This is a genomic window from Dyella acidiphila (genome assembly GCF_014863405.1).
Classification (GTDB): Bacteria; Pseudomonadota; Gammaproteobacteria; order Xanthomonadales; family Rhodanobacteraceae; genus Dyella_B; species Dyella_B acidiphila.
Window position 1 is genome coordinate 145702 of record NZ_JACZZA010000005.1, and the last position, 25385, is coordinate 171086.

General features: G+C 63.5%; 24 protein-coding genes, 1 pseudogene and 1 riboswitch. Of the genes and pseudogenes, 9 read left to right on the top strand and 16 right to left on the bottom strand.

Features of this window, described 5'->3' with window-relative positions; all coding sequences use genetic code 11:
* Positions 1-347 precede the first annotated feature (347 nt).
* From IGX34_RS22485 to IGX34_RS10095, 5 genes and pseudogenes are all read left to right on the top strand, one after another.
* Positions 348-1550: pseudogene (locus IGX34_RS22485) on the top strand (ABC transporter substrate-binding protein); the annotation flags it as partial.
* Positions 1551-1935: 385 nt separating this feature from the next.
* Positions 1936-2865: an ABC transporter permease gene (locus IGX34_RS10080; protein WP_238482170.1), complete on the top strand. Its 930-nt coding sequence runs from the start codon at positions 1936-1938 to the stop codon at positions 2863-2865.
* On the top strand, positions 2862-3713 hold the full coding sequence (locus tag IGX34_RS10085) for an ABC transporter permease (RefSeq protein WP_192555594.1): 852 nt from the start codon (positions 2862-2864) through the stop codon (positions 3711-3713). Before IGX34_RS10080 ends, IGX34_RS10085 begins: the two co-directional genes overlap by 4 nt.
* Entirely contained in the window at positions 3706-4545 is an 840-nt protein-coding gene (locus IGX34_RS10090; RefSeq protein ID WP_192555595.1) for an ATP-binding cassette domain-containing protein, read from the top strand. Before IGX34_RS10085 ends, IGX34_RS10090 begins: the two co-directional genes overlap by 8 nt.
* Positions 4542-5249: an ABC transporter ATP-binding protein gene (locus tag IGX34_RS10095; RefSeq protein ID WP_192555596.1), complete on the top strand. Its 708-nt coding sequence runs from the start codon at positions 4542-4544 to the stop codon at positions 5247-5249. Before IGX34_RS10090 ends, IGX34_RS10095 begins: the two co-directional genes overlap by 4 nt.
* A gap of 9 nt (positions 5250-5258) precedes the next feature.
* On the opposite strand, the gene IGX34_RS10100 is transcribed toward IGX34_RS10095, so the two are convergent.
* From IGX34_RS10100 to IGX34_RS10120, 5 genes are all read right to left on the bottom strand, one after another.
* Positions 5259-6761, bottom strand: a complete 1503-nt coding sequence (locus IGX34_RS10100; protein WP_192555597.1) for a CehA/McbA family metallohydrolase — start codon at positions 6759-6761, stop codon at positions 5259-5261.
* Between the two features lie 154 nt (positions 6762-6915).
* Positions 6916-9717: a TonB-dependent receptor gene (locus IGX34_RS10105; RefSeq protein ID WP_192555598.1), complete on the bottom strand. Its 2802-nt coding sequence runs from the start codon at positions 9715-9717 to the stop codon at positions 6916-6918.
* Positions 9718-9845: 128 nt separating this feature from the next.
* Positions 9846-10973, bottom strand: a complete 1128-nt coding sequence (locus IGX34_RS10110; protein WP_192555599.1) for a FecR family protein — start codon at positions 10971-10973, stop codon at positions 9846-9848.
* Positions 10966-11481: an RNA polymerase sigma factor gene (locus IGX34_RS10115; RefSeq protein ID WP_192555600.1), complete on the bottom strand. Its 516-nt coding sequence runs from the start codon at positions 11479-11481 to the stop codon at positions 10966-10968. Before IGX34_RS10115 ends, IGX34_RS10110 begins: the two co-directional genes overlap by 8 nt.
* A 95-nt stretch (positions 11482-11576) precedes the next feature.
* Positions 11577-13502 carry an AI-2E family transporter gene (locus IGX34_RS10120; protein ID WP_192555601.1) on the bottom strand — a complete coding sequence of 642 codons (1926 nt, stop codon included), beginning with the start codon at positions 13500-13502 and terminating at the stop codon, positions 11577-11579.
* Between the two features lie 186 nt (positions 13503-13688).
* Positions 13689-13810, top strand: a riboswitch (TPP riboswitch).
* A 76-nt stretch (positions 13811-13886) separates the two neighbouring features.
* On the opposite strand from IGX34_RS10120, the gene thiM reads away from it, so the two are divergent.
* On the top strand, positions 13887-14711 hold the full coding sequence (gene thiM, locus IGX34_RS10125; RefSeq protein ID WP_225737369.1) for a hydroxyethylthiazole kinase: 825 nt from the start codon (positions 13887-13889) through the stop codon (positions 14709-14711).
* Positions 14708-15340: a thiamine phosphate synthase gene (gene thiE / locus IGX34_RS10130; protein ID WP_192555602.1), complete on the top strand. Its 633-nt coding sequence runs from the start codon at positions 14708-14710 to the stop codon at positions 15338-15340. The genes thiM and thiE overlap by 4 nt, the downstream gene beginning before the upstream one ends.
* A 48-nt stretch (positions 15341-15388) precedes the next feature.
* Here the strand turns inward: thiE and IGX34_RS10135 are convergent, their stop codons facing one another.
* Positions 15389-15916: a hypothetical protein gene (locus tag IGX34_RS10135; protein ID WP_192555603.1), complete on the bottom strand. Its 528-nt coding sequence runs from the start codon at positions 15914-15916 to the stop codon at positions 15389-15391.
* A gap of 497 nt (positions 15917-16413) precedes the next feature.
* On the opposite strand from IGX34_RS10135, the gene IGX34_RS10140 reads away from it, so the two are divergent.
* Positions 16414-17052, top strand: coding sequence for a Crp/Fnr family transcriptional regulator (locus IGX34_RS10140; protein ID WP_225737370.1), 639 nt, complete (start codon positions 16414-16416; stop codon positions 17050-17052).
* A 211-nt stretch (positions 17053-17263) separates the two neighbouring features.
* On the opposite strand, the gene IGX34_RS10145 is transcribed toward IGX34_RS10140, so the two are convergent.
* The 8 genes from IGX34_RS10145 to IGX34_RS10180 form a co-directional block, all read right to left on the bottom strand.
* A complete protein-coding gene (locus IGX34_RS10145; protein WP_192555605.1) occupies positions 17264-17599 on the bottom strand; it encodes a RebB family R body protein in 336 nt (111 codons plus the stop codon).
* 52 nt (positions 17600-17651) lie between these two features.
* On the bottom strand, positions 17652-17987 hold the full coding sequence (locus IGX34_RS10150) for a RebB family R body protein (RefSeq protein WP_192555606.1): 336 nt from the start codon (positions 17985-17987) through the stop codon (positions 17652-17654).
* Positions 17988-18068: 81 nt separating this feature from the next.
* Positions 18069-18788: a hypothetical protein gene (locus tag IGX34_RS10155; RefSeq protein ID WP_192555607.1), complete on the bottom strand. Its 720-nt coding sequence runs from the start codon at positions 18786-18788 to the stop codon at positions 18069-18071.
* Between the two features lie 58 nt (positions 18789-18846).
* Positions 18847-19302, bottom strand: coding sequence for a hypothetical protein (locus tag IGX34_RS10160; protein ID WP_192555608.1), 456 nt, complete (start codon positions 19300-19302; stop codon positions 18847-18849).
* A 290-nt stretch (positions 19303-19592) separates the two neighbouring features.
* Positions 19593-19823: a RebB family R body protein gene (locus IGX34_RS10165; protein WP_192555609.1), complete on the bottom strand. Its 231-nt coding sequence runs from the start codon at positions 19821-19823 to the stop codon at positions 19593-19595.
* Positions 19824-19913: 90 nt separating this feature from the next.
* Positions 19914-20492, bottom strand: coding sequence for an RNA polymerase sigma factor (locus IGX34_RS10170; RefSeq protein ID WP_192555610.1), 579 nt, complete (start codon positions 20490-20492; stop codon positions 19914-19916).
* A 266-nt stretch (positions 20493-20758) separates the two neighbouring features.
* Complete coding sequence (locus IGX34_RS10175) at positions 20759-20923, bottom strand: hypothetical protein (RefSeq protein WP_192555611.1); 165 nt, start codon at positions 20921-20923, stop codon at positions 20759-20761.
* A gap of 156 nt (positions 20924-21079) precedes the next feature.
* Entirely contained in the window at positions 21080-21679 is a 600-nt protein-coding gene (locus IGX34_RS10180) for a DNA-3-methyladenine glycosylase (protein ID WP_225737371.1), read from the bottom strand.
* A 138-nt stretch (positions 21680-21817) separates the two neighbouring features.
* Between IGX34_RS10180 and IGX34_RS10185 the strand changes: the two genes are divergently transcribed.
* Entirely contained in the window at positions 21818-22612 is a 795-nt protein-coding gene (locus tag IGX34_RS10185) for an SDR family NAD(P)-dependent oxidoreductase (RefSeq protein ID WP_192555613.1), read from the top strand.
* A gap of 320 nt (positions 22613-22932) precedes the next feature.
* Here the strand turns inward: IGX34_RS10185 and IGX34_RS10190 are convergent, their stop codons facing one another.
* Complete coding sequence (locus IGX34_RS10190; RefSeq protein ID WP_192555614.1) at positions 22933-23199, bottom strand: hypothetical protein; 267 nt, start codon at positions 23197-23199, stop codon at positions 22933-22935.
* Positions 23200-23278: 79 nt separating this feature from the next.
* Complete coding sequence (locus IGX34_RS10195; protein WP_225737372.1) at positions 23279-25375, bottom strand: peptidase domain-containing ABC transporter; 2097 nt, start codon at positions 25373-25375, stop codon at positions 23279-23281.
* Positions 25376-25385: the final 10 nt, after the last annotated feature.

Below are 25385 nucleotides of genomic sequence, written 5' to 3' on the forward strand. Positions count from 1 at the left end.
GTCCCGGCCTGCGCCGGGATGACGGTGAGGCGAAGTTGAATTCTTTCCAAGGCGTATCGCTGCCACTGATTAGTGCGCTTTCAGAACTACCTCACCGTCATCCCGGCGCAGGCCGGGACCCAGCGACTTCCTCGCAGCACAAACCAGCCATTCCACGTCTCGGCTACACTCGATCGGCGCCGCGCTCAGCCACACGCCCAGCACCAAAATGCAGGACACACAACAAGAACATGACTCGACCTCCCCTGCTCCGCTGCGCCAGCGTGCTACTTGGGCTTGCCCTGACCCTGCCCGCCTGTTCCGCTTACGCAGACACCCCGCCCGGCATCCTGGTCGTGGTGCAGGCGATGGACGATCTGGTCAGCCTGGATCCGGCGGAAGGCTTCGAGCTATCCAGTGAGCAGTTGTTCGGCAGCCTCTATCAGCGGCTGGTGCAGGCGGATCCGGCCGCCCCTGCCCGCCTGCAGCCGGTGCTGGCCGCGAGCTGGACGGTTGGCGCGGACGATCGCAGCCTGATCTTCATCCTGCGTGCGGGCGCAAGCTTCGCCAATGGCGATGCGCTCAGCGCCGAGGATGTCACCTATTCGCTGGCGCGCGCGGTGAAACTCAATCGCTCGCCGGCCTTCATTCTCAACGAGCTGGGCTGGACCGCCGACAATATCGACCGCTACCTGAGCGCCGTCGATGCCGAGCATGTGCGCATCAGCTGGCCGGCTGCGGTCAGTGCGAATTTCGCCCTGCATATTCTCACCGCCACGGTGGCCTCGATCGTGGACAAGCGCGACGTACTGGCGCACCAGCAAGATGGCGATGCGGGCAATCGCTGGTTGAAAACACACTCGGCCGGCAGCGGACCGTTCCGCATCCGGCGCTATGTATCGCGCGAGGCGCTGGTGCTGGATGCCAATCCGCGCGCACCCGGCGGCGGCCCGCGCATCAAAACGCTGATCATCCGCAATATCGTCGACGCGGCGACGCGCCGCCTGTTGCTGGAAGTGGGCGATGCCGATATCGCGCGCGACCTGGGACCGGATCAATTCACCGCGCTGCAAGGCAAGCCCGGCATCCGCATTGCGCAATTTCCCTCCGCCACGGTGTGCTACCTGCTGTTCAACACCACCGATACTTCCAATCCGGCGCTGGCCAATCCCGCCTTCTGGCAGGCCGCGCGCTGGCTGGTGGATTACCGGGGCCTGGCCGAGGGCCTGCTGCAAGGCCAGTTCAGCGTGCACCAGGCGTTTCTTGCCGACGGCTTTCCCGGCGCGCTCGACGACACGCCTTATCATTTCGATCCCGCCCGCGCCAAGGCGATACTGGCCAAGGCGGGTCTCGATCACGGCATCGAGCTGACCCTGGACGTGTTCAACGAGGAGCCATTCATCGATATCGCGCAGTCTCTGCAGGCGAGTTTTGCGCAGGCCGGCGTGCAGTTGCATCTGCGTATCGAGGCCGGTGCCGAAGTGTATGCGCGGCTGCGTTCGCGCACCTACCAGGCGGCGTGGCTGTACTGGATCCCCGATTACTTCGATGCGCATTCCACCGCCAGCGCATTCGCCGCCAATCCCGTCAACGGCAGCCATACGCTGGCCTGGCGTGCGGGTTGGTCGATTCCGCAACTGACTGCACAAACGCAGCAGGCGGTGATGAGCAGCGATGCGGCCGGACGTCTGCGCCTGTACCAGGATATCCAGCGCCAGGTGCAGCAGAACTCGCCCTTTGTAATTGCCCTGCAGGAGCGCAGCCAGCTCGCCATGCGCAGCAATGTGCATGGTTACCGGCAAGGACTGGTGCGGACATGGTCTATTACGATCAGGTCAGCAAATAAGCATGCCGGCGCCGCGGTGGTTCAATGCGAATACGGCATGGCGCATGCTCGGCAGCAGTGCGTTGAGTCTGGTGCTGACGCTGGCGGGGTTGCTGGCGGTGACCTTCGTGATGTCGGCGTTCTCGCCGATCGATCCGGCCCTGCAGCAAGTAGGCGATCACGCCAGCGCCGCCACCTATGCGCAGGCGCGGCACGCGCTGGGCCTGGACGCGCCGCTGCCGCTGCGCTTTGCGCATTACCTGATCGGCCTGTGCCATGGCGACCTCGGCATCTCGACCGCCACCGGGCAAGCGGTAGCAGGCGAATTGCGCGAAGTCTTTCCGGCCACGCTGGAGCTGTCGACCATCGCGCTGCTGATCAGCGCGATCGCCGGCGTGGGGCTGGCCTTGCTCAGCGCGCGCTGGCCGGGCAGCTGGGTCGACAGCGCCATCCGCGTGATCTCGCTGCTGGGCTCGTCGGTGCCGATCTTCTGGCTGGGCCTGGTGGCGCTGGCCTTGTTCTATGCGCACTGGCACTGGGCCGGCGGCCCGGGCCGGCTGGATGACGCTTACGAATACACCATCGACATGCCCACCGGCCTGGTGCTGCTGGACAGTTGGCGCAGCGGCATGCCCGGCGCGTTCGCCAGCGCCATCCGCCATATGCTGCTGCCGGCGCTGTTGCTGGCCAGCTATGTGCTGGGCAGCATCGCGCGCCTCACGCGCACCTCCCTGCTCGGCGAACTGCATCAGGAATACGTCACGCTGGCGCGCGCCAAAGGTGCGGGACCGGGTGGGATCCTGTTGCGCCATGTGCTGCCCAATTGCCTGGGCCCGATGCTGACGGTGATCGCGCTGGCCTATACCAATCTGCTGCAGGGCGCGGTGCTGACCGAAACCGTGTTCGCGCGTCCGGGCCTGGGCCGCTATCTCACCAATGCCTTGTTCTATGGCGACGTGCCGGCCATTCTCGGCGCCACCCTGGTGCTCGGCATCGTCTTCATTCTGATCAACGGCGTCACCGACATGCTGGTGCGTTTGCTGGATCCACGCCTGCGATGAATCTGCGCGCAGCTACCCTCGTATTATCCCGTGCACGGCACGGCCTGCGCTCGCCGGCGGCAACGATCGGCGCCGGTGTATTGGTGCTGCTGTTGCTGGTGGCGATCCTGGCGCCATGGCTGGCGCCGCACGATCCGCTGCAGCAGAACATTGCGCTGCGCCTGCGCCCACCCGGTGCCGGGCATTGGCTGGGCACCGACAACCTGGGCCGCGATCTGCTGTCGCGACTTATCTATGGTGCGCGCCCCACGCTCGGCATTGCGTTGCTGGTGATGGCCAGCGCGGCGCCGGTCGGCCTGCTGATCGGCATCGTCGCCGGCTATGCCGGCGGCTGGGTGGAACGCGTGCTGATGCGTTTTACCGATATCGTGCTGGCGTTTCCGCAACTGGTGCTGGCGCTGGCGTTTGCAGGCTTGCTCGGTGCGGGAACATTCAACGGCGCGCTGGCGGTGGCGCTGACTATCTGGCCCAGCTATGCACGGCAGGCGCGTGCGGAGACGCTGGCGATCCGCGACAGCGATTACCTGGCTGCCGCGCGCATGCTCGGCATTCGCAGCGGCCGCCTACTCTGGGGTCATGTGCTGCCGATGTGCCTGCCGTTCGTCTATGTGCGTCTGGCGCTGGATATGGCGGCGACCATCCTGTCGTTGTCCAGCCTGGGCTTTCTCGGCCTGGGCGTGCAGCCGCCCACGCCCGAATGGGGCGCGATGGTGGCCGGCGGCAGCAAGGTGATCTTCGATCAATGGTGGGTGGCGGCGGTGCCGGGCGCGGCGATCCTGCTGGTGTGCATCGCCTTCAACCTGCTTGCCGACGGCCTGCGCGACCTGGGAGATCCACGCCATGGCTGAGCATCCGCTGCTGCGCGTGGAGCAACTGGAAGTGCGGCGCCGGCATGGCGACGCAACGCCGCTGGTCGGTCCGCTGTCGTTCGAGATCGGACCGGGCGCAACCGGATTGGTGGGCGAATCGGGCTCCGGCAAATCGCTGACCGTGCGCGCCCTGCTGCAGCTGCTGCCGCCCAGCCTGCAGTCGCACAGTCGCTGCATGCAGTTCGACGGCCACGAGCTGTCCACCCTGCGCGAGCGCCAGTGGCAGGCGCTGCGCGGAGCCGACATGGCGCTGGTGATGCAGGACCCGCGCCATGCACTCAATCCACGCCTGAGCATCGGCACGCAGATCGACGAAGCCCTGCGCCTGCACGCACGCCTGCCGCGTGCCGAACGCCGCGAGCGCGTACTCGCCGCCATGCACGAAGTGGGACTGCCGCAACCGCGGCAGCTGTGGACGCACTATCCGCACCAGCTTTCCGGCGGCATGGGCCAGCGCGTGATGCTGGCGATTGCGCTGATCAACCGCCCGCGCCTGCTGATCGCCGACGAGCCCACCTCCGCACTCGATACGCATCTGCGCGATCAGGTGCTGGAACTGATGATGCACCTGGCCGATGCGCACGGCATGAGCCTGCTGCTGATCAGCCACGACCTGCCGCTGGTGGCGCGCCATTGCCGCGACGTGCTGGTGATGTATCGCGGCCGCTTGGTGGATCGCTGCGCGGCCGCGGCGCTGGACACCGCCACCTCGCCGTATACGCGCGCCTTGTGGCATTGCCGGCCCAGTGGCGACACCCATGGGCAACTGCTGCCGGTATTCGATCCGGCGCAGATGGACCCCGTTGCATGAGCGCCATCGTCTGCAGCGCGCTCAGCGCCGGCTTCGTTGCGCGCGGCCAACCCGGCGCACCGGTACTTTCCCAGGTGGCGCTGCAGGTGGAGCCCGGCGAAATCTTTGGCTTGATCGGCCCCTCCGGCTGCGGCAAATCCACCCTGCTGCGCATCCTGGCCGGCCTGCACGCGTCATGGCAGGGGCAGCTGTCGATCTTCGGACAGAACGTGCCGCCTGCACGCTATCCGCGCGAACGCATGCGCGAGCTCGTGCAAATGGTGTTCCAGGATCCGTATGCGTCCTTGCATCCGCGCCATACCGTCGGCCGCGCACTGTTGGAACCGCTGCAGGTAAACCGCATCGCCCAGCCGCTGCAGCGCTTGCACCAGGCGCTGGCCGAAGTCGGCCTGCCGGCGGAGATCGCACAGCGCTATCCCAACCAGATGTCCGGCGGCCAGCGCCAGCGCGTCGCCATCGCCCGCGCCCTGCTGCTGCAGCCCAGGCTATTGCTGCTGGACGAACCCACTTCGGCACTGGATGTCTCCGTGCAGGCCGAAATCCTCAACCTGCTCAACCAGCTCAAGGCGCGCTATGGCATGACCATGCTGCTGGTCAGCCACGATGCGGGAGTGATTGCGCATATGTGCGATCGTGCGGCGGTGATGCACCAGGGACGCGTGCAACGTATCCTCGCGCGGGAGCCATTGGCGACCTTGCATTAGCGCCGATGTTCACTCGTTGATATAGACCGGATTGCCGACCATCAGCAACTCGCCCGCCGAGCCACGTACATTCGCGCGCAGCCAGTGTCGCTTGCCGTCGCTGGGCCAGTCGAAGGACAGCGTTTGATCGGTGCCATGGATATTTAGATCCGTAGTGAGCTGCAGCGGCTTGCCGTCGAGGACCAGCTCGGCCCGGTCGCCGGCCAGGGCAAGGACATGGATGGCTACATGCACGGCGGTGCCAGCTGCGGCAGGCAGGCTGTCGCCCATCTCCGCGTGACGCTCGCCGGCCGTTGCCGTCATTTCGAGCAGGCGGTCGCGCGTACCCTGCACGTCGACAAAGACGTGCCCGGCGCGGATGCCATCCAGAATCGCCGGCATCGACAACTCGCGCGCATGCACCACGGTAGTGGGCGTACCGATCAGGCTGCTGCCGCCGGGTGTAGGCATCACCAGCTTGGCGTCATGGTTGTCGCTGCCGCCCACCGCGGTAAGGTGCAGGCCTTGATTGAGCTGGTTTTGCCAGAACGGAATGCCCGATAGCACCGGGATCATCGCATCCAGGCCGTTGACGGCCTCGATCGCCTGCACCAGATGCATATCCACCGGCTTGGCCGGCGCCCAGCCGCAGCCCATGCAGCGTTCGTCGTCGGGTCGGATCGGATGGTTGATCGAGATCAGTCCATGCAAGGACGCCACATGGCGCAACAGCGCGCTCCAGTCCGGCACCGACGCACTGCTGACCCGGAAATCCACCGGCTGCACCACGCCGAACAGGTTGGCGTGACCCTGGAAGGTAGTGATCTCGCGCGCGGGAATCAGTAGCAAACGATCGAAGTACGGCTGCAGCTCGCGCATATCGTTGAACTGCGAAACGGTGTTGTGATCGCTGAGCGCGATGAAATCCAGGCCGCGGTCGAGCGCATGCTGCACGGTGAGGAACAGCGGGCACGGCACACGCTTCGCACCGCTCTGGCTGGTGCAGCTGCCGTCGCTGTGCGCACCGTGCATATGCAGGTCGCCGCGGTACCAGCCGGCCTGCGTACGCAGGGGCGGATTCAGTACCTCCGGTCCCCATGCCGTGGCGGCATCGCGCGCGAACCAGATGTGCGCGGTATAGCTGGCGTGTGACTTGGCGCGGATATTGGGAATGCCCAGCAGCAAGGTCCAGCGTCCGGGCTGGATCGGCCCGGGCAGGAACGACGGCGTAGCGTCCGTGGCCGATACCGTAAACACCTGCTTGCTGCCGCCGCTCCAGCCGCGAAAGCCGTCCTGGCCCTTGAACCCGTCAGGGCCGAGCAGGCCCAGATCGATGGTGGTGTGCTCTTCCCTGCCGGTGTAGCTGAATTGGACCGTGATGCGGGTGACACCGGCCGGCACATCGAACGGCACGCTGCGGTAAGTGTTGTTGTCGCGTCCGCTGATATCGCCGTGCAGAACGCGGTCTGGCGCGGTCTGGGCCAACGCGCAAAAACTGAACGAGACCAGGAACAGGGTGAGCAAGGCGCGCATGAATGGATTCCTCGCGACAGGTTTTCAATAGTTTGAGCAGAACTCTGGGGCAAACAAAGCGACATCGTTTCGCCTCAGCGTCATTCCGGCGAAGGCCGGAATCCGCGCTTCGCAATCACCATGGATTCCAGCCTTCGCCGGAACCCCGGCATGCCTAGAAACGGTACATCACCGCGGCCCGATACGAGCGGCCGATCAGCGGACGCGCGATAAACACCGCCGCATTGGCCTGGCTGCTGTCCAGTTCGCCCGAGCGCGGATTGCCTTCGGTCAGGCCCAACGAATTGTTGATGTTGTCGGCGTAGAGAAAGAATGAAAGATCCGGCGTGGCCTGATAACGGACGCTGGCATTGATGGTGTGGTATTGCGGCAGCACTTCCGAATTGGCGGTGTCGGCGTAGCGCTTGCCCTCGTATTCGTAGGACATCTGCACGCGCAGCTTGCCGTTCAGCAGATTGATACCCGGCACGATGCGCGCGCTCACCTTGGGCACGCGGATCAGCTGGTTGTCGTCGTAATCCAGCAGCAGCGGTGCGCCGGCTTCCACCGTGGTGTAGCGCAATCCCTTGTACTGCGGATTTTCCAGCGTGGCGTTGTATTGCAGGTCGAACAGCTGCGAGGGATAGAAGGTGCCTTCCAGCTCCAGGCCATAGGTCTTGGTGTTGGCGTAGCCGGTCTGCGCGGTGGAGGCGCCGGTCTGCAGATTGAATACGTAATTGCTGAAGCCGACGTTGTTGTATTTGGTATAGAACAGGGTGGCGTAGGCATCCACGTAGCGGTTGCTGAATTTGTAGCCGGCTTCCGGCAGCACCATGGTCTGCGTCACCGGCACCGCGCTGGGCGTGGTGATGTAAGTACTCAGGTTCGGCAGGCGAAACGTGGAGGTATAGCGCGCGAACACGCCCTGGTGATCGCTGAACTGGTAATTGGCGCCGAGAGTCCAACCGGCCTTGTCGAAATTGTGGTTGTAATTTACGAACTGGCCGCTGCCGGTAAGTATCTGCGCGGTGGTCGGCGTGCCCAGGTTCACGGTTTCGGGATTTTCCGTCCAACCCTGCGTATTCACCGTTTCCCAGCGGGCGCCGCCGTCGATGCGCAACTTGTCGGTTACCTGCCACTCGTCCGAGAGATAGGCCGCATAGGTGGTCGAGGAACCGCTGGCGTTGGCCCACTCGTAGCCGTAGCTGTATACGCCGTTCTGGGTCAGCATGCCGATCGGCTGGCCCGCGCTGTTCACTGCCACCAGATTGAGCAAACGTGCACTGTTGGTGGTGTCGGTCAGTACGCTGGACGAATAGCGGTCGAAGCCCTGGTCGAAGTGCGCGAAATACGCGCCGATGGTGATGTCGTGGGTCTGGTCGCCGAACTCGAACTTGCGCATCAGCCGCGTATCGCTGGTGATTTCGTTCAGCGGCATGCTGATGCCGCGCAGGCCGTCGACCATCACCAGACCGTTGCCATTCTGGTTGGCATTGTTGAACACCTGCCCGTTATCCACGTATTGCAGGCGCATGCCGGCAGCACCCGGATAGTATTGCGTCAGCCGCGATTGGGCCTGAGCGAGAAAGGCATCGCCGGTGAGCACGGTGTTGGGGTATACGCCGTTGCGCACGGTGTTGGTGGTGTCGTAACGCAGGCCCTCGGAGATGCGCCAGTCATCGCCCAGGTTGTAGTCGAACTTCAGCGTGACCTGCGTGCGCTTTACGTCAGTGCCGAGGTTGTTGTTGAAGTCATACCAGCTGCCGTTTCCCTGCAGCATCGCCAGATGCTCGGTTTCCGGGCCGGCCAGCGTGCCGTAATTGCCGTTGAAGCCCGGTACCGCGAGGATCTGGCCATTGGCCGCGGTATACATGGGAATACCCAGATCGAGCGTGACCTTGTCGTCCATGTGCTTGACGTCCAGGCTGAAACCGCCGTTCTCGAACGAGCGCGACAGCGTGGCGCGCAGCTGGCCGCCGTCGTCGGCATGAAAGCCCGGATCGCGCACGCCGTCGTCGATGCGGTAAAAGCCGCCGGTGGAAAGTTTCCAGCCGTCGCCCAGCGGCGTGCCGTACCAGAAGTCCACGCGATTGAGGTCGTAGTTGCCCACGGTGTACTTGATCAGGCCTTCGGCTTCATCGCCGACCTGGCGCGGAATGAAGTTGATCGCACCGGCCGGCGCATTGGAATAAAACACCGAGGACGGCCCGCCGCGCACCACTTCGATGCGCTCGATGGTTTCGTCCAGCCGAAACACCTGATCGGCATTGAGATAGCCCAGCGCCGGATCGTGCTGTACCGGAATGCCGTCTTCCAGCAGGTTGACCGAGCCGTAGCCGTCCACCGGGATGCCGCGTGCGCGGATATTGCCGCTGGCTTCGCCGCCGGACGATTCCACCCAGAAACCCGGTACCGATTTCATCGCTTCGGTTACGCTGGTCGGCGCTTGCATGCGCAGTCGATCCTCGTCGATGGTGGTGATCGAATAACTGGTCTGCGCCTTGGTGCGCACGTCCACGCCGGAGCGCGCGGTAACCACCACCTGGTCGAGATCCTTGGCGCTGGCTGCGCTATTGCCCGCGGCAGAACCGCCATTGGGACTGCCCGGTGTGCTTTGCGCCAGCGGTGCGCTGGCAGCGGCAGCCGGCGTCGCGGTACCGGATACATTCGCCGGCACGATCGTCACCGTATTGGGCGTGATGAAGCGATAGCCGAGGCCGGTGCCTTTCAGCAGCTGCTGCAATTGCTGTTCCGGCGCGAGACCGGCATCGGCACCCTGGCTGCGCACGCTATCGGCAACTTCCGAACCGTAGACCACCTGCATGCCGGTTTCGTGCGCAAAGCGATCCAGCGCCTGCGCCAGCGGCATCGCCACAATGGCGACGGTCTGGGTAGCTGGCGCGGTGTCGGCGAGGGAAATGCACGGCAAGCTGCCGGCGAGAATCAAAGCGATATGCAGAGCGAGACGATTACGCATGCCTGGCGGGACCTTTGCTGAATGGGCGGCTGGACGAACGGAGCAAGCCACGCTCACATGTCGACCGATACCCATCTAAGAGTCCCGGGGCGGCACAACCGGGTACCGCCGATTCGATGAATTTTTTCTTACAACGCGTGCGGCCCTGCAGGCGGCTCTGCCGCAGCCATCACGCGCACACGGTCATGGCCCTGCATCACGCGCACGCCCGGCAAGCTCGACAGGTAGGCGAGAAACGCTTCCGGATTGTCCGCATGAAACACGCCGCTGATGCGTAGCTTCGCAATCTGCGTGTCCTCGATCACCAGCGGCGTGGTGGTGTAGGCGTTGAAGCGCCGCGCCACCTCGCCTACCGTTTCGTGCTGGAAGCGTATTTCCGTCGGCAGCCACGCGGTGGTGCGCGCCAGCACTGCCGGCTGCACGGCGGTGGCATCCGTGGCGGGGTCGAGCTTGATCTGCTGGCCCGCGCCGAGATCGGCGATGGCATGGTTGCCGGTGGCCGGCACGCCGACGAAATCCTGCATGTCGGCCAACCATGCCTTGGGCGCGTTCCATACCCGCACGCGGCCGCTGATCACGGTCAAGGTATCGCCGCCAGCATCGTGCCGCACATCGAATACGGTGCCGATGTCCTGCAGCACATGGCCGCCGACCGTGACCAGCAAGGGGCGCTGCGGATCCTTGCCGACGTCGAACAGGGCATGCCCGCTGACCACCGCGATGCGGCGCAGATGGCGATCGAACTGCACCTCGATCACGCTGTGCTGGTCCAACTGCACCAGGCTGCCGTCGGGCAGATCGAGCGCCTTTACCGTGGCGTCGGCCATGTAGCGCTGATGGAACGCCGTCCCTGCCCCGCGCCAATACATACCGCTCGCCACCATCAGCAGCAACACTGCGGCTGCCGCGGCGATGCGCAGGGCGAACGGGCGCGCACGTGCTGCGCGGCCGGTTTCTTTGGCATGTGGCCCAGCACCGAGCTGCGGGAACATCACCACCGGACTCTCATGTTTCACGCGATGCGCCAGTTCCATCACGCTCAAGGTGTCCATCGACGCCGCCACCTTGAGGTCACCGTGCATCTGCGCCACGGCCAGGTATTCGGCCACGTGCGCGGGCGAGGTACGCAGCCACGCCAGGAACGCCTGCTGCTGGCGGTCGCTGGGATGATCCTGCTGTTCCAGATACCAGGCCACCGCCTGCTCGCTGATGCGGCGGGCATGGCGCCGCGCTTCGAAGTTCGCGTGCTTATTCATAGTCGGCCATCCTCTGGCGGCAGGCGGCAAGTCCTTTCACGATGTATTTCTTCACCATGTTGGGCGAGATCGACAGCTTCTCGGCAATCTGGCGATACGACAAATCATCGCGGTAATGCATCACCAGCACCGCCCGGCACTTGGGCGACAGGCGCTGGATCAGCGTACCCAGGCGTTGCCGGCGCAGCTCGCGGTCCATGTCCGCTTCGGCGTTGCACGGCGTGCTCAGCTGCTCGAGCACATCCTCCAGCCCATCGCCGCTCACCGGCGACTGCTGCTGCAGCACCGCATGTTCCTTGACCAGGTTGGCCGCGACGGTGAATAGATACGCTTCCGGATTGCGGATATTGGCGGCATCGGCAGGCTCGATGCGCAGCAGGCGCAGATAGGCTTCCTGCACCAGATCCTGCGCATCCCAGCGATGCGCCACGCGGCGTAGAAAATAGCTGCTGAGTGTGGCGCCCTTGGCCGCGAACAAGGCGGACCAGGTCTTGTGCTTTTCGTGCATCACATCCCCTTCGGCCGGAACGCCGAAGCGGGCCGAGGCATTCGATGGTGACGCAGGGTATGGCGCTTTTGTGACTGCCGTGTGAAACGGTGCGCTCAGGCCGGCGTTTTGCTCGCGCGTTTGGGCGCCGGTTTGGTCGGCGTAAGCACCGGCACGGTGGCGATGGCGAACTGCGCCGCTTCCTCGAACGAATTGGCCACGCGGTCCACGCAGGCGCTGGCGTTGAGCGGCTGCGGCACCTCGAGCAATTGCGGCAGCAGCACCACTACGATGTTCGCCTCCGGCAGGCGCTGGCGCATTTCCTTGGCGGTGTTGTTGATCTGCTCTTCTTCGCGCGAGCCGACACTGCTGACGATATAGATCATCGATACCGCATCGGGCGTGGCCTCCGGATGCACTTCCGACTCGAAGGCGCGGATGTCATCGAGCGAGAAATGGCGGCCGTCGATGTTCAGGTCGCGCAGCACGCGCACCAGGATCTCGGTGACCATGTCGTCGTCCTGCGAGCAGGCTTCCACGCACAGCACGATCGATTTGGGCGCCACCGCCAGCGGCCCCTGCCAGCGCCCGCTGACATGCTCGCGCTGCTGGCGCAGGCTCAGCGCCAGGCTGCCTTCGCCGAGCACGGAACTGCTGCGCCACCAGCTGAAGCGGCCGCGCGGCTCGCCGGCCAGCGTCTCGATCACGCGCACGATCGAACGGCGCGCCTTCAATCGCTGCTCCGGTCCGATCGCGCCCTGCTTTACATCGATAAAGGCCAGTTGCAAGGCCGGCAGCAGCACCACGTCGCAGTATTTGGCAAAGGATTTGCGCTTGAGGAATTCGCGTGCCGAAGCGATCACTTCCTGCGCATCGCCGGACAGCATGCGCTGATAGAAACGTTCCGGCAGGGTCAGCGCCGGCCGGTCGCCGAGCAGGATCTCCAGCACCGACAGCGCCTTCACGTGCCGCCCCGCCACCACCAGGCACAGCGTCAGCGGCGTCGACAGGATCAGGCCGGCCGCGCCCCACAGCCAGCTCCAGAAAATCGCCGCCACCACCACCGCCAACGGCGACAGCCCGGTGGTGTGTCCATACAGATGCGGCTCCACCAGCTGGCTCACGATCACTTCCACTACCGCGAACAAGCCCAGCGTCAGCAGCATCAGCGACCAGCCCGGATCGACCGCCGCCGCCAGCAGGCCGGCAAGAATCGCCGCCAGCCACACGCCCACATACGGCACAAAGCGCAGCACCGCCGTGCACGCGCCCCACAGCAAGGCATTGGGCAGCCCCACGATCATCAGCCCCAGCCAGATCAACAGGCCCACGCCGAAGTTGACCGAGAACTGCGAGACGAAAAAGCGCGACAGGCGCTGGCCCGCATCGTTGATCGCCGCCGTGGTGGCGCGCAGGTCCTTGCCGCCGATCAGCCGGATAAAACGGTCGCGCAGCGATTCGTATTCCAGCAGCACGAAAATCAGCACCACCAACACGATGCCGCCGGTTTCCAGCGGCGTCCAGATCGAGGACAGCACCTTGCTCACCGCCTTGAGCGAATTGGCGGCAGGTACCGCGGCGGATGATTGCGCGGCGGTGGATACCGCCATCACGCCTTCGTTGCTGGACAGATTGGGCGAGTCGTCGTCCAGGCCGATCACCTTGCCCGCTTCACCCGACACCGCTTCCATCCGGCCGAGGGTTTCGTCGTGCAGGATCTGCAGCTTGGCGTGGATGGTGGCTTCGTATTGCGGCAGGCTGCGGGCCAGATGCACCACCTGCGAGCCGATCACCGTGAGCAGTCCGCCGAGCACAAAGGTGAGCAGCAGCACCGCCACCAATACCGACGCCCCGTGCCCGATGCCGATGCGGCGCAGGCCGCGCACCACCGGCGCCATCAGCAGGCCCAGGATCAGCGCCAGCGTCACCGGCACCAGTACTTCCCGGCCGAAATACAGCAAGGCCAGGATCGTCGCGATCGCGATGATGGTCAGCGCGCGCTGGTTCGCAACGTTCTGCGGCGAGGCCGGATCGGTGGACATGGATGCATCCTGATGGGTGTCGGCGGCGGCGTGGACGCCGCAGCGCGCCTACGTTACGCCTTCCGACGCGCGAAAGACATGCGCCACGGCACCGCCGTTCGCAGAAATCGGCCATCTGCACGAGGCGGCGACGCCGCCGGTCGCACACTTGCGGCTTGACATCCTTGCGCGCGGACGGCACCTTGCGGCCTCCACCCGGGGTGCCCCGACAAGAGGCTGAGAGGCTGCTGGTGCCGGAGGCACGGTGCAGCGACCCGTCGAACCTGATCCAGTTCATGCTGGCGTAGGGATGGTGCGGATGCCGGCAGCGCAGTTCGCCTGCTGTTCCATGCATCCGCTACCCCGCCTGATCCGGATCAGCTTGCCGCACGATCAGGAATGCCCATGGCCACCGATACATCCGCCACCACCACGGCCACGCTGTACGGCGACATGCTCGAACGCATGCGCCATGCCTCTCCGCTCGTGCAATGCATTACCAATTTCGTGGCCATGAACTACGCCGCCAACGTGCTGCTGGCCGCCGGCGCATCGCCGGCCATGGTGCACGCGCCGGAAGAAGCCGGCGAATTCGCCCGGCTGGCCGACGCGCTGACCGTCAACATCGGCACGCTCTCCACCGACTGGCTCGAGGGCATGCTGGCCGCGGCCCGCGCCGCCAACGAGGCGGGCAAGCCCTGGGTGCTCGATCCGGTCGCGCATTTCGCCACCGGCTTCCGCCGCCGCGCGGTGCAGCAACTGCTTGCCTTGCAGCCCGGCATCATCCGCGGCAATGCATCGGAAATCATGGCGCTGGCCGGCGTGGCGAGTGCAGGCCGCGGGGTCGATGCCGGCGACAGCGTGCAGCAGGCGGAAGCGGCCGCCACGCGGCTGGCGCAAAGCACAGGTGCGGTAGTGGCGGTCACCGGTGCGGTGGACTTCGTCACCGACGGCAGCAATGCCGCGCGCATCCACGGCGGCTCGGCGCTGATGCCGCGCGTCACCGCCATGGGCTGCGCACTGACCTGCCTGATGGGCGCGTTTGCCGCGGCCATTCCCGAAAATCTTTTTCTCGCTACGGTCAGCGCCCTCGCCTGCTTCGGCGCCGCCGGCGCGCAGGCCGAGCCGGCGGCGGATGGTCCCGGTTCGTTCGCATGGCGCTTTGTCGATGCGCTGGCCGCACTCGATGCCGCCGCCCTCGCTGCACAGGTGGAGCAGATCAGCGTATGAAGCCGTTCGATCTGTCGCTTTACCTGGTGCTCGATCCGGATCTCTGCCAGCGCCACGACATGCTCGAAACCGCACGCCAGGCGGTGGCCGGCGGCGCCACCATGGTGCAGTTGCGCCACAAGCTGGCGTCCACCGATGAGCGCATTGCGCTGGGCCGCGCGCTGATGGAATCCCTGCGCGACACGCCGGCCGTGGTGATCATGAACGACGACGTCACCGCCGCGATCGAGTCCGGTGTCGATGGCCTGCATATCGGCCAGGGCGACATCTCGCCCTCGCTGGCGCGTGCGCGCATCGGCGCCGAGATGATCCTGGGCCTGTCCGTAAATACCGAAGGTGCGGCGCGGCTGGTCGATCCGGCCGTCATCGACTATGTCGGCGTCGGCCCTGTCTTCGCCACGCCCACCAAGCCCGATCACGAAAAGCCGCTCGGCTTCGACGGCCTGGCCAAAGTGATCGCGGCCAGCCCGGTACCGGCCGTAGCCATCGGCGGCTTGAAGCACGAACACGTGCAACGCGTCTTCGCCGCCGATGCCGATGGCATGGCGGTGGTCTCCGCCATTTGCGGCACGCCCGATCCGCGCCTTGCTGCACACGAACTCAGCGAACGTATCCGCGCCGTGCGCTGACGGCACAGCGGCGGCTGGCCTGCGACAAGCTGCGCCTTCGCGCCGGCCTCAACGCCGAGCGTAGATAAAAGACGTCTGCTGCCAGTATTCGTCGGGCTGGTAGGTGGCACTGTTGTAGGACGCTTCGTGGATCGCCCCGTCGCGCGGATCGAATACCTGCAAGGTCGAGCTGCCGCCGTCGGCGATGCCGACAATCACCACCCATTGGCCTTGGTTAATATCCGGCGCGGCCTCTGGGCTTGGCCCAATGGCGCCGATCAAGACAAGCAGCGGGTCGCCGTTGCCCAAGGCCGCACCAATATCCGCCGTTGACGGCACCGGCAGCTCGGCGACCAGCGCGCTGAATCCAAGGGCCTCCAGTGCCTGCACCGCCGACTGCTGCACATAGATATCGCTGTTGATCATGTTTTGCGACACCATCATCCAGGCAGTCCCCAGGTCTTGGTCGGTGCTCAAGCACGGCACTCCTGGCAACCCTTGCATGTAGTACCAGTTGACGATGGCGCGCGCAGCGCCGACCCAGCTCGACGCTCCGAACTGCGACACCTCGGCAGGAAAATTCTGCAAGCTCGGCATATTCGATGACCTCCATGTAAAGCATTGAAGAAAGGAATTCGACGGCCACCCGTCGTTCGGCCGCTTTGCGCACCGCTCCAACACACATCGAAGAGCCTGCATCTGCATGATGGACGGCCATAAACATCGCATGTGAATCGCGCCGTCTTCAACACGCATCGAACACGCCGCAACACCTTCGCCGGCTGCGTCTAGACGGCGTGAATTTTGTGTCTAGAAGTTTCCTCCATTATTTAATCAGTGCTTTTTCTGCTGCCTTCGTCTATCCAAGACGCACTAACGCAAGGATGATTGCAAGTTTTTAAAGACAGCCATGTCATCCACATTCACAGGATGACCGCGAAGACGTTCAAGGATGTTTCGCGAGAGCGTTGATCAGGGGGAGCGCAGTGGAAACGAAGGAGTGTTCCGTCGGGCGCGATTGCGCGCCCGCGTCATGGGAGCGACGTGCCGCCGTGGTCAGGCGGTCGCGACTGTTCCGCGATATGCCCGATGCCATGATCCATCACATTGCGACCAATGCGACCGAGCGTCGCCTGCGCAGCGGCGAAGTGCTGTTTCTGAAAAACGATCCGCAGGATTTTCTTGCCCTGGTGGTATCGGGCTGCGTCTACGCCATGGTCTATGGCCCGGATGGACGCGAACTGATCGTCAACAGCTTCCCTTCCGGCGACGTGGTCGGCGAAACCGCGCTGATCGACAGCCGGCAGCGCGACACGATGGCCTTTGTCTGCGCGCCCACGCATATTCTGATCTTGCGGCGCCATCACTTCGCACCGCTCATCGCCGAACCGCTGTTCCTCAATCGCCTGCTGGCCTTGCTGTGCGCACGCCTGCGCGATGTGGCGGCGTTGACCGAATCGGTCTGCCTGTACCGGCTGGAGTCGCGCCTGGCGCGCTATTTCCTGTCCGCGGTGGACGAATGCGGCCGGATTGCGCCGGACGGCGTGGTAGTACCGATGCCGCCGAGCCAGAGCGTACTGGCCGCGATGGTCAATGTGAGCCGGCCCAAGCTCAATGCCCAGCTGCAGGCCTGGCGGCGCAGCGGCCTGGTCAGCTGGGCGCAGGGACAGGGGTCGCTGCTGATCACCGATGTGGATCAGTTGCGCAATATGGCGCATGAAGTGACGTCTTGAAGATTGGCGCCCACCTGTCTGCCGCTTGAAAACTACCGCCCCGTCATCCCGGCGCAGGCCGGAGTCCATCGCCAGTACGAAGGATGGATTCCGGCCTGCGCCGGAATGGCGGTGAAGAGATTTATCGCTTTCTGATACTGCTCGCTTTTCGTAGACATAAAAAAAGCGCCGGAGCCCATGCTCCGGCGCTTGACAGCAGCGCGCTCGTGGATCAGCCCGTCGCGCCCGGGCGGAACGCGTTGAGCACCGTCAGCAGGCTGGTGAGGTTGTCGGCCACACCGGTCTGCGCGACCTTTTCGGTGGCGCCGGCAGCTGCCGTGGTGTCCAGGGTGTAGATCTGCATCACGCCCTGGTTGGCCGCCGCCTGCGACAGCGTGTTCTGCTGCTGCTGTGCGGATACGGCGTTCTCGAACAGGATGCCGGTCGAGTGCGCCATGGTCTGGTAGATGGAACCCATCGCCATGGCCGGCGCTTCACCGATCACCTTCACATTGGACTGGGTGACGGCATCGGTGATCTGGTTGTTGACGGAGGTCGGAAACGTCATGGTTGTTCTCCTGGATCAATGATTGGAAGGGACAGTAGCTCTGGCCGGCCGATTAACCGGTCGCGCCAGGACGGAACGCACTGAGTACAGTGAGCAGACTGGTGAGGTTGTCGGCAACCCCGGTCTGGGCCACTTTCTCGGCAGCGCCCGCGGCCGCCGTGGTATCGACGCTGTAGATCTGCATCACGCCCTGATTGGTGGCGGCTTGCGTCAGGGTGTTCTGCTGCTGCTGCGCGGCGACGGCGTTCTCGAACAGAATGCCGGTGGAGTGCGCCAGGGTCTGATAGATCGTGCCCATCGCCATCGCAGGTGCTTCGCCGACCACTTTCACATTCGATTGGGTTACCGCATCGGTGATCTGGTCGTTGACTGAGGTAGGAAATGTCATGTGTTGCTCCTTCTGGTGGATGCGCGGCAAACGTCGCGCTGTGTCAGGAACGTCGAACGAGGAAGGCTGTGAACGGCGTTCCTAACCCGACGATGTGCCGCTTGGCGGCGCGGGTGCAGGCGGCGTAACCGCCGGCGCTGGACTGGGTACAGGCGGTGTGGCCACCGGTAATGGACTCGGTGCCGGTGGCGTGTCGCTGGGCGGCGCCGGTGCAGATGGCGTGGGTACCGGCGCAGGACTCGATGCCGGCGGTGGGCCGCCAGCTGGCATGGCCTGCTGCATCTGCTGTTTCACCGCGGTGAATTCGCCGATGGCCTGTTCCAGTTTTTGCTGCAGGCCGCCAAACTTTTGCGTGAAGATTTGCGTGACCTCGGCCTTGACGAGATTGGCCAGCCGATCGGCGATCTGCGCCATCACCATCTGGCTGTCGACCGCTGCCGCGGGTGCTGCAGTGTTCAAGCTCGAAGGTCGCAAGTCGGCGAGCGTCCTGGCCGCTTCCACCGTTTTCAGAATGGCCTGCGCTTCGCGATCCTGTGCCTGCAGGGCTTGCCTGGTAGTGCCCTGGATCTTGTGCAACACATCGCGAATGACCGTATCGGTGCGCGCCTGCCCTTCCTGCAAGGCGTGCTCCGCCTGCAGCCTGGCGTAGGCGGCAGGATCCTGGCCGCCGCCGGGCGCGCCCGCTGCCGTTTGCTGGAATGCCTGCAGTTCCTGTTCTTCGGCGGCGGTCAGCGGACGCTTCAACCACACTTCGGCCACGCGGCGCAGCGCCGCGGAAATATCCGGATCCCACTGAGTCATATCGATATCCCATGCGTAAAAGCAGACGACGGCTGGCCATGACGGCCCGGCATGTCACTCAGCCCGATTTGCTGTTGGCGAGCAGGCTGCTGTACTTGGAAATGCTCTGATCGATCTTGTCGATCGCAAAACTCGCCGCCTCGCCCTCGATGGCGCCTGCCGCAGCCGCCACCACCGCGGCAGCGCCCATCAACAGATCCGTCACCAGCACACCGATCGCATCTTCCGCCGCGGCTTCCAGGTTCTGCTCGGCAATGTTCTGCGTCATGTCCTTCAGCAGCACGGCCTGGCTGGCCAGGGCGATCTTGCTGACGCCGTCGAAATAGTTGGCCGCCGACTGCGCCACCAAGCCCGCCGCCTGGCTGATCATCATGTCCGGCGCGGTGGCGATCTGCGACGGCGCATAGCTGGCGGTTTCCGCATTGGTGACGGTCACTGCCTGCACGATCTGGCTGTTCAGCGCATCCGACGGCGGCGGTGCCGCAGCCAGGCGCGCCACCATCAAGTCGTTCATGCGCCCCAGGGTCGATCGCGGCGCTGGTACCGGTGCTGGTGCCGGAACCGGCGTCGGCGTCGGCGTTGGCGTTGGCGTTGGCGTTGGCGTTGGCGTCGGTGTCGGTGTCGGCTCCGGTGCGGGCGTCGGCGTCGGTGTTGGCTCCGGTGCCGGTGCTGGTGTTGGCGCGGCCGGCGACGCCGCCAGCTTGGTCGCCGACGAACGCTTGGCTTGCTTGAATCTATCCAGAAATCCCATGGCCTGATTCCTCGGTCGGATGTTCGGCAATCACACTGGCGCTACGCGCCGTGTTATTCGCCAATGGCCATGATCAGGGTCGCCGCCTTCGATACCACGGCGGTGGAAATCTGGTTGAGCGATTGCTGGCTTTGCACCGCGTTCTGCATCGAAAGCCCGGCCGAATGGCTGGCAACCTGATAAAGCGAGGCGATTGCCTGGGCCGGTGCCTCGGCCACCACCTTTACATTGGTCTGCGTGACTGCATCGGTGATCTGCGAATTGACTGCGGTGTTATCCGCCATGGGATTCCCCTTCGAAGGCTGTCAGATGGATGGAAGCGAACACATGGACGTACGACTGAGCCCATGCTTCGTGAACATGCATTTCAAAAATCAACCCACCGCCCGACGCAGGCGGCGGCGCAGCAACTCCACCCGCTTGCGCGCCAGGGCTTCGTTGATCTGCAGGCGTTCGGCGATCACTGCGTATGGCAGATCCTGCTCGAACTTCAGCGCGAACAGCTGGCGCCAGCTCGGCGGCAATTGTTCGATCGCCATCGACAAGGCCGATAGCGACTCTCTCATCTCCACCACGTCCAGCGGCTGCGGCGAAGGCGCCACTGCTTCGGCGCAATGATCGTCGTCGAAATCCGCCGAGAAGCGCAACACGCGATCCTCGCGATCGGAATGACGCACGTGATCCAGAAAAACGTGGCTAAGCACCACAAACAAGAAACCTTCGGGATTGCGTATGCGCCCTGGCATGCGCCGCATATAGGTCAACGCCTTGATTGCCGTGTCGGCCACCAGCTCTTCGGCCGCACCGCGATCGCCACGCACCAGGTGCAAGGCGCGGCGCTGCAGATCGAAGTGGACGGTATTCCATGCGCGTTCGAACAAAGCATCGCTGTGGCCCGATCCGCTGCAAACAACATGCGATGAAAACTGTGCCGCCGTGTTATCTCGATTCATTCCATTCCCCCCGTGCAAGACATGCGCGGGGAGATTGGCGATGCGCGATCACTTCGGCTGTTACTTGGGTTACATCGTCATCGCATATGGCGGCATGGAAGCAGGCGGCGCGCAACTTCTCTCGAAAGAAGCGCCTGCATGGGCCGCAAAGCAGATAATTTCACGGCGCCGTGACATCTGCATGTGTAATGCGCGCGCAGATCGCCAGCATCGCAGACAAGGAAAAACCCCGCACAAGGCGGGGTTTTTTTATGAGTGTTCCGGCTTCAGGCCGGACTTGCTTCGCCGGCACGCAATCGATCCTGATAGGCGAGCTCGCTTTCCTGATACAGGCCCGACCACGGATTGAGCACATAGCCTTCTACCGGGTCCGGCGATACGCGCCGCAGATCGAAACGCGGTTCCGCATGCTCAAGCTTCATCGGTTTCATAAGTGCCCCTCGGTCCAAGTCGCGATGATTCACCTTATCGGCGCTGGCGTTGGCATTGGGTTAAGCCGATCGGCGTTTTTGCAGAACGCGAAATTTATGAGCACGTCGCACGATCACGCCGCCATGACGCTGTGCCATAAGCTTATGCGCGGACCGTCATTTCCTGGAAATATAAACATTGTCCGGCACGTACCAGCGCCACGGATAATCCGCCGCCTTGCTGAGCCCAATACGCGTGGTCTGCACCGCTTGCTCCGGCGGCCGCATGCCATCGTCGACCAGCGCATAGGCGTTGCCTTTCACGAGGTCTTCACCGTTCTGTGCACCACTGATGCCCAAGGCCTGGGCCAGCCGGGCCGGCCCGTTGCACAATTCCCGATCGCGCTTGGCCAACGGGCGCGCCGCACGCATACCGTCCAGGCCTGCCACCGGCTCCAGCGCGCGGATCAGCACTGCATTGCCATCCCCTTCCGCACCGCAGACCACATTGCTGCACCAGTGCATGCCATAGGTGAAATACACATACATACGCCCCACCGGCCCGAACATCACCGCGGTGCGCGGGGTCCTGCCCCGGTACGAATGCGCGGCCGGATCGTCGGCACCGCGATAAGCTTCCACCTCGACAATGCGGCCGGCGCGCCCATCGGTACGGCAGACCAGGATCTTGTTCAATAAATCGGGCGCCACCAGCAATGGATCGCGTTGATAGAACTTGCGGGGCAGCAGGCTGGCTGCGAAGGGGAACGCTTTCATGGCCATGATCATATAGGACGCTCCCGCGCTGGATCAGGCAAGCTTTCCGTTGCATCGAACAACGCCGTACGCTTGAAGCGGGTACCCGCGACATCACTTCCAGACGCATCGTTCACTTCCTCCCTGCTGGAGCACATCATGCAAATCCACCTGGCCAATCGCACCGCCATCGTCACCGGCTCCACCGCCGGCATCGGACTGGCCATCGCCAGCGGCCTCGCCGCCACCGGCGCGCATGTGGTCATCACCGGCCGCACCCAGGCCCGCGTCGACGAAGCACTGGTCGCCACCGCCAAGCAGATTCCCGGGGCGCGCCTGACCGGCATCGCCGGCGACCTCGGCACACGCGCCGGCGCCGAGCATCTGATCAAGCAACTGCCGGAGGCCGACATCCTGATCAACAACCTCGGCATCTTCGAGCCGAAGGCATTCTTCGATATCCCGGATGAGGACTGGCAGCGCTTCTTCGAGATGAACGTGATGAGCGGCGTACGCCTGTCGCGCCACTACGCACGCGGCATGGCCGAACGCGGCTGGGGCCGCATCCAGTTCATCTCCAGCGAATCGGGTGTGCAGATTCCCAGCGAAATGGTCCAGTACGGCATGACCAAGACAGCGCAGCTGGCGGTATCGCGTGGCCTGGCGGAAACGCTGGCCGGCACCGGCGTAACTGTCAACTCGGTACTGCCCGGCCCTACCCGTTCGGAAGGCGTAGGCGATTTCTTCGGCAAGATCGCTGCCGAGAAAGGGCTGTCGCAGGAAGAAGTCGAACGCGACTTCATCGCCACGCATCGCCCGTCGTCGCTGATCAAGCGACTGGCCACGGTGGAGGAAGTGGCGAATCTTTGCGTTTACTTGGCATCGGAGCAGGCATCGGCCACCACGGGGGCGGCGATGCGTGTCGATGGGGGCGTGGTGCGTTCGATCGTGTAAGCACCTATTTCGTCTTGCCGCATGAAATCACCCGAAGAATTGCGGGCAATGACTGTACAAAGGCGAACCTTCAATCAAGCAAGCCTCCGCAGCCTCCTGCGAGTCATCCATCGGCCTAATCCGCAGGCAGACGCAGACCCAAATGACGCTACGCAAATTAGATAAAAATCACTTACTCCAACCATGCTCGAAAAAAAAGAAATAAATATCGATAATATTAAAAATATCACCGTCTCGTAAGAGAAAGATGCTTTACTTAAATCCACAAATCACTCCTTTCATAAAAGTTCGGCACGCCAACAGGCGTGCCGAACTCAAGGTCATATCTTGTTGGGAATTTTGTAATAGGGGAACGCCTGATTTGGATTAGGGCGCATTGATCCGGCAGCCATGCCGGCCAAGCCAGCAATAGCAGCACCGTAAACTCCAAGCTCCCCTAACGGGCTACAGCCAGCAGCGATCCCTACGATCCAGCCCACAAAATTGCCGAAGCCTCCACCACCTCCGCCAGCACCACCTCCGCCCTGGGAGCTAAACATCATGCCCCCACCCACCATGTCTATTTCCCTGACACTTAATTCATTCATAAAATTACTCCTTTATCAATATGCCTGGAATATATCGCCGCCCAGACTTCGGCTAAATTTCTCAGTGTCAAAAATTCTGTCAATGGCAACCTAAAGTGCCGCTTTGCTTATCCAATGAAAACACCTTGCTCGCCGCAGCGATGGTATCGGGACGATGAGCAATGACTAGGGTTGTTATATGGAGTTGCCGTACGACATTGTTTACAAGACGCTCATTTGCAACATCCAGATGACTCGTGGCTTCGTCCAATACGAGAAATTTGGGCTGACGGTATAACGCTCTAGCCAAAACCAGTCGCTGCTTTTGGCCGCCCGACAAACTCGATCCCATCTCGCCCACCAAACTCTGATAACCCATCGGCATCGCCATGATGTCTTCATGGATCGCAGCCATTCGCGCCGCACCTTCGATGCCTTCCGGCGTCGTGGCGAAATCGAAGAAACTGATGTTGTCGGCAATCGAGCCTGCAAAGAGCTGGTCGTCCTGCATCACCGCAGCAACCCATTGCCGGTATGTATCGAGCCCCAGCTTGCGGATATCGATGCCACCGAACAGCACTTCGCCCTCGGTCGGTTCCAGCAGGCCCAGCACAAGCTTGGCCAGGGTGCTTTTGCCGCACCCGCTTGGCCCGACCAAGGCGACGGACTCACCGGCTTCGATATGGAGATTGCAGTTCCTGATGACCCATGGTTCGTCATCCGCATAGCGGAAGCTGACATGGCGCAGCTCAATGTTCGCGGGCGGCGTAGATCCTTGCCACGGTGCATCGGCGGTACTTTCGGGCGCTGTCAGCGCAATGTCTGCAACACGCTCGGCATGCAATTTCAGCATGCGGAACTCCATCCACTTGTCGATCAGGCCGGCCGAGCGGGCGGTGAATTGATCGGCGTAGGCGACAAAGGCGATCAGCGCACCCGCCGAAAATGCACTCTCCAACGCCAGGCTGGCGGCAATCCAGATCAGTGCCACGTGACCGATGCCGAACATCAATTGATTGCTGAGCGAAAAAGCCAGATCCAGGCGTTGAATGGCGATATCCCGGTTGACTGCCGCCACGGTGGCATTGGCGTAGCGAGCAAGGCGCAGATCCTGCTTGTTGGCCAGCTTGATCGGCATCGCACCGCGGATCGACTCCAGCAATTCGCTTTGCTGGCGGGCCGCGTACACGATCTGTTCCTCGCTGGCGCGGCGCAGCGGATGGAAGAACAGGCAGCGGGTGGCGGCGTACGCAGCGAACAGGCCGATCACCAGCACGGTCAGGCGCATGCTGTAGCAGGCCATGACGATCAGGGTCACGCCCGACATCAGGCCATCCAGCAGCGAGCCGGCAAACTGAGTGGTAAGCGTCTTCTGGATGGCCTGGATGGAGCCGAAGCGCGACACCACATCGCCGATATGCCGCTTTTCATACCAGTCGAGTGGCAGGCGCAGCAGATGCGCAAACAGATTGCTGGCCCACTGCACGCCCAGGCTTGCCCCCAGCCGGGTGAGCGCCCATGACCTTGCCGCCGCGATCAAGGCCGAAAAGACCGTAACACCGAGAAACCCGAGGCCCAGCAGATTGAGCAAATCATGATCGGCCGACACCAGCACTTGATCGAGCACCCATTGCAGATAAAACGGACCTGCCAGGGCAAATACTTCGAGTGCCAACGCCAGCAGCAGGATATGCAGCATGGCTGGAGCGAGCCCATGCACGCGCCCGGTCAAGGCGCGCAAGGACACCGCCTGGCGTTCGCGGACAGGAGCGAAATCCGCCGCGGGCGCCAGCTCCAGCGCAACGCCGGTGAACTGCGCAGATGCCTCGCGCAGACTGAGCTTGCGGACACCATGGGCCGGATCGTGGACGACGATGTGCCGACGCGTGACCCGCTTTAGCACCACGAAGTGGTTGAAGTTCCAATGCAGCACGCAGGGCGTGCGCAAGCGGCGCAATTCTTCCAGTTCAAGCTTCACGGCACGGCAGCTGAAGCTCATCTGGCCAGCCATCACCATTAGCCGAGCCAGCGTCATCCCCTTGAGCGAGGTGGAAAAACGCCGACGCAATCCGGCCAGATCCACATCGTGGCCGTGATAGCTGGCGATCATCGCCAGGCAAGCCACGCCGCATTCGGCGGCTTCCGTTTGCAACATCATCGGCAAGGGCGACGACCAGCCGAAGCGCAACCGGGACAAAGCGCGCCGC

Bases quoted from the DNA above. Each gene is read 5' to 3' on its own strand.
- IGX34_RS10080 (WP_238482170.1), top strand. From the start codon at position 1,936: ATGTCGGCGTTCTCGCCGATCGATCCGGCCCTGCAGCAAGTAGGCGAT.
- IGX34_RS10085 (WP_192555594.1), top strand. From the start codon at position 2,862: ATGAATCTGCGCGCAGCTACCCTCGTATTATCCCGTGCACGGCACGGC.
- IGX34_RS10090 (WP_192555595.1), top strand. From the start codon at position 3,706: ATGGCTGAGCATCCGCTGCTGCGCGTGGAGCAACTGGAAGTGCGGCGC.
- IGX34_RS10095 (WP_192555596.1), top strand. From the start codon at position 4,542: ATGAGCGCCATCGTCTGCAGCGCGCTCAGCGCCGGCTTCGTTGCGCGC.
- IGX34_RS10100 (WP_192555597.1), bottom strand. From the start codon at position 6,761: ATGCGCGCCTTGCTCACCCTGTTCCTGGTCTCGTTCAGTTTTTGCGCG.
- IGX34_RS10105 (WP_192555598.1), bottom strand. From the start codon at position 9,717: ATGCGTAATCGTCTCGCTCTGCATATCGCTTTGATTCTCGCCGGCAGC.
- IGX34_RS10110 (WP_192555599.1), bottom strand. From the start codon at position 10,973: ATGAATAAGCACGCGAACTTCGAAGCGCGGCGCCATGCCCGCCGCATC.
- IGX34_RS10115 (WP_192555600.1), bottom strand. From the start codon at position 11,481: ATGCACGAAAAGCACAAGACCTGGTCCGCCTTGTTCGCGGCCAAGGGC.
- IGX34_RS10120 (WP_192555601.1), bottom strand. From the start codon at position 13,502: ATGTCCACCGATCCGGCCTCGCCGCAGAACGTTGCGAACCAGCGCGCG.
- thiM (WP_225737369.1), top strand. From the start codon at position 13,887: ATGGCCACCGATACATCCGCCACCACCACGGCCACGCTGTACGGCGAC.
- thiE (WP_192555602.1), top strand. From the start codon at position 14,708: ATGAAGCCGTTCGATCTGTCGCTTTACCTGGTGCTCGATCCGGATCTC.
- IGX34_RS10135 (WP_192555603.1), bottom strand. From the start codon at position 15,916: ATGCCGAGCTTGCAGAATTTTCCTGCCGAGGTGTCGCAGTTCGGAGCG.
- IGX34_RS10140 (WP_225737370.1), top strand. From the start codon at position 16,414: ATGATCCATCACATTGCGACCAATGCGACCGAGCGTCGCCTGCGCAGC.
- IGX34_RS10145 (WP_192555605.1), bottom strand. From the start codon at position 17,599: ATGACGTTTCCGACCTCCGTCAACAACCAGATCACCGATGCCGTCACC.
- IGX34_RS10150 (WP_192555606.1), bottom strand. From the start codon at position 17,987: ATGACATTTCCTACCTCAGTCAACGACCAGATCACCGATGCGGTAACC.
- IGX34_RS10155 (WP_192555607.1), bottom strand. From the start codon at position 18,788: ATGACTCAGTGGGATCCGGATATTTCCGCGGCGCTGCGCCGCGTGGCC.
- IGX34_RS10160 (WP_192555608.1), bottom strand. From the start codon at position 19,302: ATGAACGACTTGATGGTGGCGCGCCTGGCTGCGGCACCGCCGCCGTCG.
- IGX34_RS10165 (WP_192555609.1), bottom strand. From the start codon at position 19,823: ATGGCGGATAACACCGCAGTCAATTCGCAGATCACCGATGCAGTCACG.
- IGX34_RS10170 (WP_192555610.1), bottom strand. From the start codon at position 20,492: ATGAATCGAGATAACACGGCGGCACAGTTTTCATCGCATGTTGTTTGC.
- IGX34_RS10175 (WP_192555611.1), bottom strand. From the start codon at position 20,923: ATGAAACCGATGAAGCTTGAGCATGCGGAACCGCGTTTCGATCTGCGG.
- IGX34_RS10180 (WP_225737371.1), bottom strand. From the start codon at position 21,679: ATGAAAGCGTTCCCCTTCGCAGCCAGCCTGCTGCCCCGCAAGTTCTAT.
- IGX34_RS10185 (WP_192555613.1), top strand. From the start codon at position 21,818: ATGCAAATCCACCTGGCCAATCGCACCGCCATCGTCACCGGCTCCACC.
- IGX34_RS10190 (WP_192555614.1), bottom strand. From the start codon at position 23,199: ATGAATGAATTAAGTGTCAGGGAAATAGACATGGTGGGTGGGGGCATG.